The organism is Niveispirillum lacus (assembly GCF_002251795.1).
Classification (GTDB): domain Bacteria; phylum Pseudomonadota; class Alphaproteobacteria; order Azospirillales; family Azospirillaceae; genus Niveispirillum; species Niveispirillum lacus.
In genome coordinates, this window is record NZ_NOXU01000030.1 from 450623 (window position 1) to 464179 (window position 13557).

General features: G+C 63.4%; 11 protein-coding genes. 6 read left to right on the forward strand and 5 right to left on the reverse strand.

Annotated elements, in window-relative coordinates; genetic code table 11:
- Positions 1 to 80: 80 nt before the first annotated feature.
- From CHU95_RS14985 to CHU95_RS14995, 3 genes are all read right to left on the reverse strand, one after another.
- The gene (locus CHU95_RS14985; RefSeq protein WP_094457110.1) at positions 81 to 1121 is read right to left on the reverse strand and encodes a patatin-like phospholipase family protein; all 1041 of its coding nucleotides are present in this window, start codon (positions 1119 to 1121) and stop codon (positions 81 to 83) included.
- Positions 1122 to 1172: 51 nt separating this feature from the next.
- A complete protein-coding gene (locus tag CHU95_RS14990) occupies positions 1173 to 1955 on the reverse strand; it encodes a 3-hydroxybutyrate dehydrogenase (RefSeq protein WP_094457111.1) in 783 nt (260 codons plus the stop codon).
- A 69-nt stretch (positions 1956 to 2024) separates the two neighbouring features.
- A complete protein-coding gene (locus tag CHU95_RS14995) occupies positions 2025 to 5204 on the reverse strand; it encodes an AsmA family protein (RefSeq protein ID WP_094457112.1) in 3180 nt (1059 codons plus the stop codon).
- A gap of 80 nt (positions 5205 to 5284) precedes the next feature.
- Between CHU95_RS14995 and CHU95_RS15000 the strand changes: the two genes are divergently transcribed.
- From CHU95_RS15000 to CHU95_RS15015, 4 genes are all read left to right on the forward strand, one after another.
- The gene (locus CHU95_RS15000) at positions 5285 to 5458 is read left to right on the forward strand and encodes a DUF4169 family protein (RefSeq protein WP_094457113.1); all 174 of its coding nucleotides are present in this window, start codon (positions 5285 to 5287) and stop codon (positions 5456 to 5458) included.
- A 212-nt stretch (positions 5459 to 5670) separates the two neighbouring features.
- A complete protein-coding gene (locus tag CHU95_RS15005) occupies positions 5671 to 7122 on the forward strand; it encodes an NADP-dependent isocitrate dehydrogenase (protein ID WP_094457114.1) in 1452 nt (483 codons plus the stop codon).
- A gap of 267 nt (positions 7123 to 7389) precedes the next feature.
- Positions 7390 to 7764: a GcrA family cell cycle regulator gene (locus CHU95_RS15010; RefSeq protein WP_281255169.1), complete on the forward strand. Its 375-nt coding sequence runs from the start codon at positions 7390 to 7392 to the stop codon at positions 7762 to 7764.
- A 216-nt stretch (positions 7765 to 7980) separates the two neighbouring features.
- Positions 7981 to 9948, forward strand: coding sequence for a methyl-accepting chemotaxis protein (locus tag CHU95_RS15015; protein ID WP_094457115.1), 1968 nt, complete (start codon positions 7981 to 7983; stop codon positions 9946 to 9948).
- 350 nt (positions 9949 to 10298) lie between these two features.
- On the opposite strand, the gene CHU95_RS15020 is transcribed toward CHU95_RS15015, so the two are convergent.
- Entirely contained in the window at positions 10299 to 10985 is a 687-nt protein-coding gene (locus CHU95_RS15020; RefSeq protein ID WP_094457116.1) for a uracil-DNA glycosylase, read from the reverse strand.
- Positions 10986 to 11229: 244 nt separating this feature from the next.
- Here CHU95_RS15020 and purE point away from each other — a divergent pair, with 244 nt between their 5' ends.
- Together purE and CHU95_RS15030 are read left to right on the forward strand one after the other, a co-directional pair.
- Positions 11230 to 11697 carry a 5-(carboxyamino)imidazole ribonucleotide mutase gene (gene purE, locus CHU95_RS15025; RefSeq protein ID WP_094457279.1) on the forward strand — a complete coding sequence of 156 codons (468 nt, stop codon included), beginning with the start codon at positions 11230 to 11232 and terminating at the stop codon, positions 11695 to 11697.
- 37 nt (positions 11698 to 11734) lie between these two features.
- Positions 11735 to 12808 carry a 5-(carboxyamino)imidazole ribonucleotide synthase gene (locus tag CHU95_RS15030; protein ID WP_094457117.1) on the forward strand — a complete coding sequence of 358 codons (1074 nt, stop codon included), beginning with the start codon at positions 11735 to 11737 and terminating at the stop codon, positions 12806 to 12808.
- Between the two features lie 92 nt (positions 12809 to 12900).
- Here CHU95_RS15030 and phaR read toward each other — a convergent pair whose 3' ends face one another.
- On the reverse strand, positions 12901 to 13509 hold the full coding sequence (gene phaR / locus CHU95_RS15035; RefSeq protein WP_094457118.1) for a polyhydroxyalkanoate synthesis repressor PhaR: 609 nt from the start codon (positions 13507 to 13509) through the stop codon (positions 12901 to 12903).
- Between the last annotated feature and the right edge of the window lie 48 nt (positions 13510 to 13557).

Sequence of the window (13557 nt, forward strand, 5' to 3'; positions counted from 1 at the left end):
AGGGGGGGGGCTGCCCCCGCGCTGCCGGCATTTGAGGCCCCTGAAAGGCGGGAGCCTGTTCCCGTTCACGCAATCACGCGCTAGCGCACAAAAAGCGGACCGGTTTCAAAGCTGCTGCGCTGGCCCAGATCTTGTTCGTGCCGGGCCAGCCATTCATCGGCGGCGGCCCGGCCCGTATCGCGCAGGTCGGTCAGAAAACCCCAGTCGGCATTGAGTTTGCTGGACACGCCCAGATGCCCCATGCGTTCCTCTGCTTCAATGCGATGCAGATAGACGGGGCGCATGCCCGATGCCTGCGTGGTCATCGCCCCGCGGGCCAACAGGCCATTCACCAGCTCAATGGACCGCAGCTCGCGCAGGAAGATGGAGTTAAAACTGACCTCGTTGATCCGGTCGACAATCGCGGTCGGGTTGCGGGGCACATCCGGGCGTTCGATGGGCGTGACCTGAACGATCAGGATATCGTTGGTTCGACATTTCTTGATCAGCGGGTCCAGCACGGGATTGCCCATATAGCCGCCATCCCAATAATGCTCGCCATCAATCTGCACGGCCTGGAACAGGAAGGGCAGGCAGGCTGCGGCCAGCAGACAGTCGACCGACAGATCCTTGCCCTGGAAAAGGCGCAGCCGGCCACGGGCGACATTGGTGGCGCTGACAAACAGCCGCATGTCCGTCGCCTCGCGCAGCACCTTGAAATCAATCAGCCCTTCCAGAACATCGGCCAGCGGGTTCAACCCCAGCGGGTTGAACTGATAGGGCGACATCATCCGGATCATCAGGTCGAACCCGGCATAGACCGGGTGCGCTTCGACATTGGGATTGCCTGTCAATTGTGTCAGGAACGAGGGGGAGAGCGGCCCGAAAGCATTGGCTTTGGCGACGCGGCGCCAGAATCGGTACAGCAGGTCACGGGCAGCCTGTGGTCCGCCGGTCAGCCAGCCATAGGCCATCAGCGCCCCGTTCATGGCCCCGGCGGAGGTGCCCGAAATCGCTTCCACCTCCAGCCGGTCCAACTCCAGCAACCGGTCCAGCACCCCCCAGGTGAAGGCCCCATGCGACCCACCCCCCTGCAAGGCGAGACCAACACGGGGGCGGGCGACAGTTCTGGATTGGGTCATGATGGACTTTGTCTGGGGTGTGAAGAAGAAGCGTGCGGGCGGGGCTGGTGGTTACTGGGCGGTCCAGCCACCATCCACGGTCAGGGCAGCACCCTTGATATTGGCAGCAGCCGGGGATGAGAGGAACACGGCCAGATCGCCCAGCTCCTCGGGTGTGGTGAACTGCTTGGACGGCTGCTTTTCCGACAGCAGCTTCACCTTCGCTTCGGTTTCGCTGATGCCTTCACGCGCCGCCAGGGCGTCGATCTGCTTCTGCACCAGGGGCGTCAGTACCCAGCCGGGGCAGATGGCGTTGCAGGTGATGGCACTTTCGGCATTTTCCAGTGCCACCACCTTGGTCAGGCCGATCACGCCATGTTTGGCCGCGACATAGGCGGCTTTGTTGACGCTGGCCACCAACCCATGCACCGATGCGATATTGATGATCCGGCCCCAGCCTTTGGCCTGCATATGCGGCAGGGCCGCCTGGATGCCATGGAACACGGCCGACAGGTTGATGGCGATGATGCTGTCCCACCGTTCGGCCGGAAAATCGGTGACCGGGGCCGTGTGCTGGATGCCGGCATTGTTGACCAGGATATCGACCGAGCCCAGCGTCGCCGCCGTTTCGTCCACCATGGCCTTGATCTGGTCGGGTTTGGTCATGTCGGCGGCGGAATAATGGGCTTTAACCCCGAATTCCGCCGCAATGCTGCTGCGCACCGCTTCGATCTCTGCGGTATCGCCGAAACCGTTCAGCACGACATCGGCGCCGGCAGCGGCCAGCTTGCGTGCCACGCCCAGGCCGATGCCGCTGGTGGAGCCGGTGATAATGGCGACCTTACCCTTCAACATGATGGCACTCACTCCCTGGTGGCTCGAGATTCTGCTGTCTGGGACTTGAATACCCATTCGACTTGTAAATCAAGGGGTCCGTTTCAGCCGGTCGAGGATTCCCTGCACTGTTCCTTCCGGCGGGGGCGGTTTGGTGGCGGGGGTGGTGGGCGGCGGCCTGGGTGGGGGTGGGGCCGCCTGCGTGGTCCTGGCTTTCTCGGCGGCAGCGGCTTGTTTGGCCAGCCTTTCGGTCTCCCGTCTGGCCAGCCAGGCATCGGCGGCTGCAAGGTCCAGGGTGCGGATGCCCGTCTTTTCGGGCCCGGCCAATGTCAGGCCGATGGCCGGCGCTTCCCTGGGGGCGGCCGGTTGCAGGGTCAAGCCCAGATCCAGGGTTCGTTCCTGCCAGGACCAGCGTCCGGCGCCGGTGAGGGTGCCGGCATCGCTCCGGCCGTCGATCCCGCTCAGGGCCGCAGCATGGTCGGCCAGGGTGAAGGACAGGGCCAGGGTCCGCAGCGCTGTCTCGCCATTGGCGCGCAAGGCCGTCCGTAGCTGGGTCGGCCCCTTTGGCCCGCCCTCGGCAAGACGTTTGCCGACCAGTGCCATGTCCAGGCCGCTGAGGCGACTGTCCCGCATCGCGGCCTTGCCTTCACCTGCCAGGGCCGATAGCAGGGCGCGCGGGCTGGGGCCGGCCCCTGTCCCGCTCAGGCTCAGATCGAACCGGCCGCCCTTCAGACCAAGGCTGGTATTGACCCAGCCTGCCGGCAACGTGGCATCCGTGATGGTCAGGGCGATACTGCCTGACAGCGGCGGTGTCCCCGTTTCCTCATCCGTGGCCAGGGCGGATTTTTCCGTCTGTTCCAGGGCACCGGTGAGAGTGGCATCGCCGCCCTGCCAGCGGGCGGTGGCGCCCTCCACCCGGATCAGACCCTTGCCGATGGTCAGTGGCAGGCTGGCATTCAGCAGCGTTTCACCGCCCAGGGTCAGTTGCGGTACCGACAGGTCCAGCCGGCCGTTCAGTCTGCGGGTCCAGCCCAGATCCCATGGCCTGTCCCGGTGGGTCAGCACCGGCAACAGCCGGTCGGCATCCAGTACCGACAGCGATAAGCTGCCGTCCAGCCGGGCTGCCTCGTCGGCAGCCCCGCTGGGTGTCCAGATCAGCCTGCCGGTGGCATTGTGGCCTGCAAACTGGCCCTGGATCGTGTCCAGTGTCAGGGTGCCGCTGGCCGGGCCCGTAATGCTGCCATACAGGTCCAGCGGCCCCAGCCCACCGTCAATCTGCCAATCGGGCAGCAAAAGCCGCAGCAGATTGCCGGTATCGGGCAGGGTGCTGCGCAGCTTCACATCCAGTTGTGCATCGCCCTTGGCCGTGGGATTGCCGATGCTGCCGCCCATCTGGGTGTTGCCGCCCAGCGCGTCGACACGGATATCGGCAGCCAGCCGCGCGGCATCCCCGACCAGCCGGGCTTCCACCGACACCGGCCCCAACCGTTCGGCCAGCACCGGGTCCGGCCGACCCAGCGCCCGCAGCAATGGCGCCAGCGACGGTCCCGACCCGGTCAGCGTCAGATGGGAGCTTTCGCCTTCCGTGCCGGAGAGATGGCCGCTGGCCTTGATGTTGATACCGGCGATGGCGGTGGCGGCGACATTGCGCAGGGTCAGCGCCTGACCGGTCCAGTCGGCATCGAGCAGCAGCCCGTCGATGGGCAGGCCTTGCACCACCAGTTGCTGCGCCTTGCCCTCCAGCGTCAGGTCCAGCCCATCCAGCATGGGTTTCACAATGGGCCATAATGGCGGGGCGTCGGGGTTGCGATAGGCATCCAGGTCCAGCCGGTCCAGATCGATCCGCAGGCCGATGCCGGCCCGGTCGCGCCGTGACAGGGTGACCGCACCACTGAAACGGGTCGTATCCACTGTTCCTGTCGCATCAGTCAGGGCAAAGTCCAACGGCTTTCCCGACAGTTTCCCGGCCAATCGGGCTTGGCGTAACCGTTCCAGCGGGACGGTATCCACCGCCACCCCGGTCCAGGCCAGCAGGTCGCGCAGACTGTCGGATTTCAGATCGATATCAGCGGCCAGAACCGGCTGATCCCCGCTGAAATCGGCGGCCCCCTTCAGGGACAGGATGCTGACACCCGGCAGGGTGGCGGACAGGTCGGCCTCGCCCAGTACGCCGCCGCCCAGACGCCCGACCAGCCGCAGGTCCCGCAGGATCTCCCCGCGCCAGCGCCCCTGGTCGGCCAGCAGGTCCAGGCTCAGGTCGGCCTGCATCAGGGCTGGTTTTAGCCCCGGCAGACCGCCTCCCAGACCCTCCAGGTCCAGGGCGGTGAAGGCCAGGACCACCGACCCGACGGTATCCTTCTGCCGCGGCAGGTCGACACTGCCTGTGGCCCGGCTGTCCCCCCATTGCAACTCAATCCCGTCCATGCCGATGCTCTGCCGTGTCACGGACAGGCGACCGCGCAACGACAGGGCCGGTGCGGTACCCGCGGTACCCCCCTCCGGCAGATCAAGGCCTGCCAGATGCTGGGCCAGACGCAGCACCGGGGTCGCATCCGGGCTTTGCAGGGCAAGATCGCCTTCCAGCCTTGCCGGCCCGTCGGGCGGCGGCACGGTCCCGGTGAAACGCAGTTCCGCCTTGGCGTCGCTAAGCGACAGGACCGCCCGCACTGGGACGGCACCATTGGCCGACCGGCGCGCCGCGTTCAGGGTCAGGCGGGCTGGCCGTCCATCCAGGGCGCCGCTGGCCGTCACCTCGAACGGTCCCGTGGCGCCGCCGGCCGTCATTTCGCCCGACAAGCCTGACAATCGTATGATTGCACCGCCCGCGCGTTCCAGCGCCAGGGAGCCACTGCGCAGGGTGACACCTTCCACCTGTACCGATCCGCCCAGGGCGGAGGGGGCCAGGGGCCAGCGGGCCGGGCTGTCCGCCGGCAGGATGGCGCGCATCTCGGCCATGTCCAGGGTCAGCCGTTCAATGGTCACCTTTCCCTGCATCAGGGACCAGGGCCGGACCCGCATGGCAACCCGGCCGATCCTGGCCAGCGGTTCCCCCTGGTCCAGCAGTCGGACATGATCGGCCGTCAGGGTGGGGCTGGGCAGCAGGGACAGGTTCAGATCGCCATCGATGACCACCTGCCGCCCTGTCAGCCCGGCCAGACCTTCGGCCACACGCGACCGGAACTCGTTCCAGGGCACCAGGGCCGGCCCGACCAGGACCACCAGGATCAGCAGGGCCAGCGTCAGCCCCAGGGTCACCGCGATCCGCTTCACGCCTTGCCCATCCCTCTTGCCTTTGCTCTGCTACCCGGTCTTAACCTATAGAACCGGTGCGCCGCAGCATAGGGAATGAAATGGGCGAAATCGTGAATCTGAACCGTGCGCGCAAGGCCAAGGCAAAAGCCGCGCAGGAGACGCAGGCCGCAGAAAACCGTGTGCGTTTCGGCCTGACCAAGGAAGAAAAGCGCAAACGCGCGGCGCAGGACGCTGCGGCGAAGAAGCATCTGGATGGGCATAAGCTGGACTGACCGGCCCTCCCATCTGGAATCCGGTTCGGATCATGCCGGCCCGCCGGCCTGCCGGACACAAAAGTGCTTTGTCATTCCCGACTTGCGCCGCCCGGTCAGGGCCGCCCCGACCTTCGGTGCGATTGCGCCCTTGGCGCGGCGCGCGTAATTTCCGACCGCCAGGCCCGGCAAACCCCGCTGAAGGGGACGGGCATTGACGAAAGGAAATTCACATGACCGAACCTACCCCCATTACCATCGCGCGCGGCGACGGCATCGGCCCGGAAATCATGGACGCCACCCTGGAGGTGCTCCAGGCCTCGGGCGCCAATCTGGCCTTTGAAGAGATCCAGATCGGCGAAAGCGTCTATAAGCGCGGCATCATGAATGGCATGGAGCCCAGCGCCTGGGACAGCCTGCGCCGCACCAAGGTCTTCTTGAAGGCGCCGATCACCACGCCGCAGGGGGGCGGGTATAAGTCGTTGAACGTCACGATCCGGGGCGCGTTGGGCCTCTATGCCAATATTCGTCCCTGCGTTTCTTATCACCCCTACGTCTCGACCAAGCACCCGACCATGGATGTGGTCATCGTGCGCGAGAATGAAGAAGACCTGTATGCCGGTATCGAATACCGCCAGACACAGGAAGTGACCCAGGCAGTTAAGCTGATCACCCGTCCGGGGTCGGAAAAGATTATCCGCTATGCCTTTGAATATGCCCGCGCGAACCATCGCCGCAAGGTGACGGCTTTCGTGAAGGACAATATCATGAAGATCAGCGATGGCCTGTTCCATCGCGTCTTTGATGAAATTGCCGCCGAATATCCGGATATCGAACATGAAAGCATGATCGTCGATATCGGTGCCGCCCGTCTGGCCGACACGCCAGAGCAGTTTGACGTTATCGTGACGTTGAACCTTTATGGCGACATCATCTCCGATATTGCAGCCCAGATCACGGGTTCGGTCGGTCTGGCCGGGTCGTCGAACATCGGCGACCAGTGTGCCATGTTCGAGGCGATCCATGGTTCCGCCCCGACCATCGCCGGTAAGAACATCGCCAACCCGTCGGGCTTGATCCTGGCCTCGGTGATGATGCTGGTCCATATCGGTCAGGCCGAAGCGGCAGAGAAGATCCACAATGCCTGGCTGCGCATGATCGAGGATGGCATCCACACCGTTGATATCTTCAAGCGCGGTGTGTCCAAGGCCCGCGTCGGCACCCGTGACTTTGCCCAGAACCTGATCGACCGGCTGGGCGAACGCCCCAACCAGTTGATCCCCGCCTCCTATCAGGTGGGCGAGAAGTCGAGCTTTGCCGGTATTGCTCTGAAAGATTATGCGCGTCAGGAAAAGAAACTGATCGGCGTCGACGTGTTTCTGGACCATAAGGGCGGCAATGGCGACGATATGGCCGCCCGCGTCGCTGGGTTGATCGGTGACGACCTGAAACTGTCGATGATCTCTAACCGTGGTCAAAAGGTCTGGCCCGACGGCGCGCCGGAAACCTTCTGCACCGATCATTGGCGCCTGCGCCTGCTGGGCGATGGTAAGGCGGCGGTCTTGCCGGCCACCATCGTGGCCTTGCTGGGCCGTTTTGCCGATGCCGGTCTGGACGTGGTGCAGACCGCCAGCCTGTATAGTTTTGACGGGGCTAACGGGTTCTCCGCAGCAGCCGGACAATAGCCGTTCGGTCGGGTGACTCAGCCGGAAGGGGGAGGGGATAACATGTCCTCTCCCCCCTTTGGATAGGTAACGCAGTTACCCACAGGAATCCGTGAGGCGCCCCCTACACAAGTCGAGTCAAATTTGGTAGGTTGAAATCCAACAGGCCACCATATTTAGTGGCTTGGGAACGGAAGGACAGCGATCCGCGGGGTTGGGGACGGCCTTGGGCACGGTGAACTGTTTGATCCAGCGCGGTAATTGCCATACCATTAAGGGGATCTGTACGTGGAAGCGACGGAAAGCACCTGGAGCGAAGAGCGCGTTGAAAAGCTGCGCCAGCTTTGGGGTCAAGGCATGAGTGCCAGCGAGATCGCCGAGCTGCTGGGCAACGTGACCCGTAATGCTGTGATCGGTAAGGCCCATCGTCTGGGCCTGTCAGGTCGGCCGTCGCCCATCAAGAAAAAGCCAACCAAGGGCGCGACGATCCTCTCCTTGACGGAGCGGATGTGCAAATGGCCGGTTGGTGATCCGAAGTCCCCGGACTTTCACTTCTGTGGCAAGCCGTCGCTGAATGGTCTGCCCTATTGCGCTGAACATGCGGCCATCGCCTATCAGCCCGCCCGCAAGCGTGACGATGACCGGAAGCTGGGCGTGGCCTGAGCCGGCGCTTCAATCCCGCTGAAAAGCCCCGGTACCGGATGGTGCCGGGGCTTTTTTGCGATGGCACCGCTGCATGCAAATGGCAGTCTTTGCAGTGCAAACGGATAGTTTCCGTTTTGTCCACTCGGTGGACCCTTTTTGTTAAAAGTCAATTAGCAATTGCGGCCCACGCTTTCACTCAGGCGAAAAATCGCCGGGGTAAAAACGGAGCGTGTCATGTCTGTGCGCCTTTCCGATATTCCCGTGATGGGCAAACTCAACTTGGCCTTTGCTGTTCTCGTCACGGTCGTGGTGGTCTCTGGCTTGGGGATCACGAGCTTTCTTAACCGTACCCATGGGGCGGTCGATCTGAATGCTCAAAGCCATCAGGTCCTTGACCGGGTTTCGGTTCTGCGGATCGCTGTCCAGCAGCAGGAAAGCAGCCTGCGCGGTTTTTTGGTGACCGGTGACCCCGGCTTTCTGGATGCGATGGCCCCCGCACGGGTCAGTTTTGACCGGGCGATGACAGAGGCCATTGCCCTCACCGCCGATCAACCCAGCACCCAGGCGCTGCTGCGCACTGTGGGCACGGTCGCTGCCGAGTGGCGCAGCCAGGTGGCTGACCGCGAAATCGCCCTTGCCCAACAACCGGGTGGGCTTCAGGCCGCGCGCGAGATGGTGGCACAGCATGTCAGTGCCCCGATCATGGAAAAGCTGCGCAAAGCGCTGGAGGCGGCCGAGACCGATGAACGTGCCCAGTTGCAGGAGCGGTCCCTGATTGCCGACGAAGGCTGGAGCGGGATGTTCGCGATGCTCTGGTCGGTCAATGCAGCTTTGACCGTGGTGGCGGTGATCTGTGCCTTTGTCCTGGCCCGTACAATCCTGATTACGCTGAACCGGGTATCCACCGCCATTGCCACCCTGTCGGAAGGCAAGGTGACGCAAGCATTGTCCTGGACACGCCGGGATGAGATTGGCCGTTTGGCCACGGCTTTCGACCGGTTGCGTGCCACGGTCACCCAGGCCTTCGCTCAGGCGCAGATGATCGCGGATGCGCCACTGGGGGTGATGACCTGCGATCCGAATGACGATTTCCGCATCACTTACATGAACAAGCGCAGCGAGGAAGTGCTGAAGACCGTGGAACATCTGCTGCCCTGCAAGGTCGACGAGATGCTGGGCAAGTCCATCGACATCCTGCACAAACATCCCGAACATCAGCGCCGTCTCTTGTCCAACCCCGCCAATCTTCCCCATCGCACCAAGATCAAGCTGGGGGGAGAGGTGATGGATCTGCGCGTCACCGCCATCCGCGATAGTGAAGACCGCTATGTCGGGCCGATGCTTACCTGGTCACTGGTCACCCGTCAGGTCAACCTGACCAATGATTTCGAAACCAATGTGAAGGGAGTTGTTGATCTGGTCACCCAGGCGGCGGAAGAAATGGCGCGGGCCGCCGATGCCCTGTCCGCAACGGCCAGCAATGCCAGCGGCCGGTCCACGGCGGTGGCGGCCGCAGCCGAGGAGGCCAGCGCCAATGTTGCCGCCGTGGCCAGCGCGACCGAGCAACTGGCGGCGTCCATCCAGGAAATTGGTCGCCAGGCGGAAGCCTCGAACACCCGGACCAGTCAGGCCGTCGACGAAGCCACACAGGCCGACCATTTGATGCGTCAACTGGCTGAAAGTGCGCAGGAAGTGGGCGAGGTGGTGGAACTGATCACGGCCATTGCCAGTCAGACCAACCTCCTGGCGCTCAATGCCACGATTGAGGCCGCGCGGGCCGGGGAGGCCGGCAAGGGTTTTGCCGTGGTCGCTGGCGAGGTGAAGGGTCTGGCCAGCCAGACGGCTCGGGCAACGGACCGGATCCGCATGAAGGTCGAGGAGATTCAGGCGGCGTCCGGTCGGGCGGGTAATGCGCTGCGCGGCATGACGGATCTGATCCGCGATCTGCATACGACGGCTGCTGCCATTTCTGCTGCCGTCGAACAGCAGCAGGCCGCCACCAGCGAAATCGCCAGCAACATCGCTCAGGCTGCCCAGGGCACGCGCGATGTCACCGAAAATATCGGCGGTGTGGAACATGCCACCGGTGAGACAGGGGCGGCGGCCGCACAGGTGCGCGGCTCGGCCGCCGAACTCAGCAAAGGGGCCGGCAACCTGTCGGTGCAGGTCGAACGGTTCCTGGTGGAGGCACGGGCTGCCTGATCGGATACACGCTCCCGTTCAGGTTTACACTGGGCCGGACGCGGGTGACCGTCCGGCCATTTTTTGGTGTTATGCGTGAACGGAATGGGAACGGCAGAGAGGAATGCGAACAAAGACGGAACAAAGCCCTTGATGTTCATTTTTTGTTCTGACATTGTGGCCTCACGAGAACAATGGAGGCTGACATGAACCGCGCTGCTTACGTTCGTGATTTCCTGGCCATCACCGGCTTCTTTGGCACCATGTACGCATGGTTCGTCGTCGGCGCCGCGCTGGGCGTCTGACCTGGCGTCCGGTGACAGGCACCCCATTGCCTCACGGATGGGGGGTTCCGGGTTGGACGGTCGCCGTCACCCTGTCCGGTCAATATGCTCCCGCACAGCGGCAAAGACCGCCTGGAACATCTCGGTCGTCAAACGCCCGGTATTGGTGTTGTAGCGGGAGCAATGATAGCTGTCGAAAAGCCGCAGATTGTCCCGCACATCATGGCGGGCACCATGGCCGAACGCAAAATGGGCAGGCCGCCGGCCAAGTGCCGTCAGGGTACTGGCATGCGAAACCGTACCCAGCGCCACAATGGCCCGCAGGTTGGGCATGGCGGCGATTTCCTGGGCCAGGAACGGGCGGCAGGTGGCGATCTCGGCGGGTGTCGGTTTGTTTTCGGGCGGAACGCAGCGCGCCGCATTGGTCAGGCGTGTGTCCAGCAGGTCCATCCCGTCATCGGGGCGCCGTCCATAGCTGCCGCGGGCGAAACCAAAGCGGATCAGTGTGTCATACAGAAGGTCGCCGGCATAATCGCCGGTGAAGGGGCGTCCGGTCTGGTTCGCACCATGCAGGCCGGGCGCCAGCCCCACAATCAGCAAGCGTCCCGCCAAGGTCCCAAAGGCCGGGACGGGTCCATTGTGATAGGCGGGGAAGGCCAGCCTGTTTTGCCGGCGGAAATCCGCCAGTCGGGGGCAGAGGCCGCAATCAGGGGTCGGAACGGCCAGCGTGGCAGTGCCGGTTGGCGTCTCTGTGTTGCGTTGTGGCCCTGCCATGATCCTGTTCCCTGTCCTTGCTGGGGGAAGGGGTATGGGCTGCACTTCTTCCGGTCAAGGGGAACTGGTCACCGCATGAATTTCCGCCGGGCCGCTCTGCGTGCCCGGCTGTTGTGCCATGGGGAGGGGTGCCTATAATCCGGCGCTTTCCGGGATCGTCGCCAGGATACGACAGGAGAGCCCACCCGTGAGTTTTGATGTCACCCGCGACAGCCAGGGCGCGCCCGTACCCGTTGGCATCATCATGGGCAGCCAGTCGGACTGGGTCACCATGAAACATGCGGCCACGATCCTGACGGATCTGGGCGTGCCGTTTGAGACGCGGATCGTTTCCGCCCACCGCACCCCGCAGCGACTCTATGATTATGCCAGCTCGGCCAAGGGCCGGGGCCTGAAGGTGATCATTGCCGGTGCGGGTGGGGCGGCCCATTTGCCGGGCATGGCCGCGTCGATGACGACTTTGCCGGTGCTGGGTGTACCGGTGGAAAGCCACGCGCTGAAGGGGCAGGACAGTCTTCTCTCCATCGTCCAGATGCCGGGCGGTGTGCCTGTCGGTACCCTGGCCATCGGCAAGGCCGGCGCGATCAATGCCGGTTTGCTGGCTGCGGGTATTCTGGCCCTGTCCGATGCCCGGCTGGATGCCGCGCTGACGGCATGGCGGGCCCGGCAGACCGATGGCGTGGCGCTGGTTCCGGTGGATGACCCTGCCTGATCCGGTGCGAACCGAAATGTGAAAAGGAAGCGCGACCATGACCGTGATCCCCCCCGGCTCCATCATCGGCATCCTGGGTGCCGGTCAATTGGGTCGTATGACGGCGCTGGCCGCCGCGCGCCTGGGCTATAAGGTGCATGTCTTCGCGCCCGAAAGCATGGACAGTGCCTGTGGGCAGGTGGTGGCCCATCATACCCAGGCTGGCTGGCATGATCTGCGGGCGCTGGCCCGGTTTGCCGATGATGTCGATGTCATCACCCTGGAATGGGAAAATGTGCCAACCTATGCCGTGGATTTTCTGGCCCGGCATGTCGGGGTGCATCCGGGGGCGCATGTTCTGGCGGTTGCCCAGGACCGGGTTGCGGAAAAAAGTTTCGCCAACAAGCTGGGTATCGGCACGGCCCCGTTCCGGGCTGTGCGGTCCCTGGATGAACTGAACCGGGCAGCGACGGAGATCGGGCTGCCAGCCATCTTGAAATCCACCCGCATGGGGTATGATGGCAAAGGGCAGTTGCGCCTTAATCCCGGCGACGATCTCACCGGTGCCTTTGATGCCATTGGCAGCGATGAGGCGATCCTGGAGGGGTTTGTCGATTTCGAGCGGGAGATTTCGGTGGTGACCGCCCGCCGCAGCGATGGCACCATGTTGTCTTACCCGCCGGTGGAGAATCGGCACAGATCCGGCATCCTGGACACAACCACCGTGCCGGCCACCCTCACCCCGGCCATCGCCGCAGAGGCGGTGCGGATCGCAGAGACGTTGGCGACGGAACTGCATGTCGTTGGTCTGCTGGCCGTGGAAATGTTCGTGACGCGGGATGGCCGTGTCCTGGTCAATGAAATGGCCCCGCGCCCGCATAATTCGGGCCACTGGACTTTGGATTTCGCAGCAACCAGTCAATTTGAACAATTGGTCCGTGCTGTCTGCGACCTGCCGCTGGGCGCGGTTGAGGTGACGGCCCCCTGCGTCATGACCAATCTGATCGGCGACGATGTCGACACCTGGCCGGCCATCCTGGCCGATCCTCAGGCCCGGCTGCATCTGTATGGCAAGGGTGACGCGCGCCCTGGCCGTAAAATGGGCCATGTGACCCGGCCGCTGTCACCTTGAAACCGGCAACAGCCTGGTCATCACGTTGATCGGTCAACAAAAAGGGGCGCCGCATGCGACGCCCCTTTTTGTTGTTAGAGGTGAACCCGACCTCACTCCTTGCGTTTGGTCAGGCTTTCCATCTGGGTCTGCAACTCGTCCAGCCGCTTCTGCAACTCGGAAAACTTGTCCTCGGCCTTGGGTTTCACCTCGGGCGTGGCCGCCGGGGTGCCCGCCTCGGGCGTGGCCACACCATCGGGGTTGAACGGGCTGAACATGCGCATGGCCCGTTCAAACAAGGCGATATTCTGCTTGCTCATTTCCTCGAACCCGCCGAACGGGAACATGCCGCCGAACGTGTTCTGGAAATAATCCTTCATCTTCTCCTGGTTACCCGTGAAGGACTTCATCGAGTGTTCCAGGTAGCGTGGCACCAGCCACTGCATATTGTCGCCGTAAAAGCTGATCAACTGGCGCAGGAACGGAATGGGCAGCAGGTTCTGGCCCTTCGATTCCTCTTCCACGATGATCTGGGTCAACACCGAGCGGGTGATATCGTCACCGGTCTTGGCGTCATAAACCACAAAATCCGTCCCGTCCTTCACCATTTGGCAAAGGTGGTCCAGGGTCACATAGCTGCTGGTCGCTGTGTTGTACAGCCGGCGATTGGCGTACTTCTTGATAGTGACCGGCGCGGGCTTGGTGTCTTCTTTTTCAGCCATTTGGCGTCGCTTCCCCCGGACGATGCTGCGGATCGTTATATCAAGAAG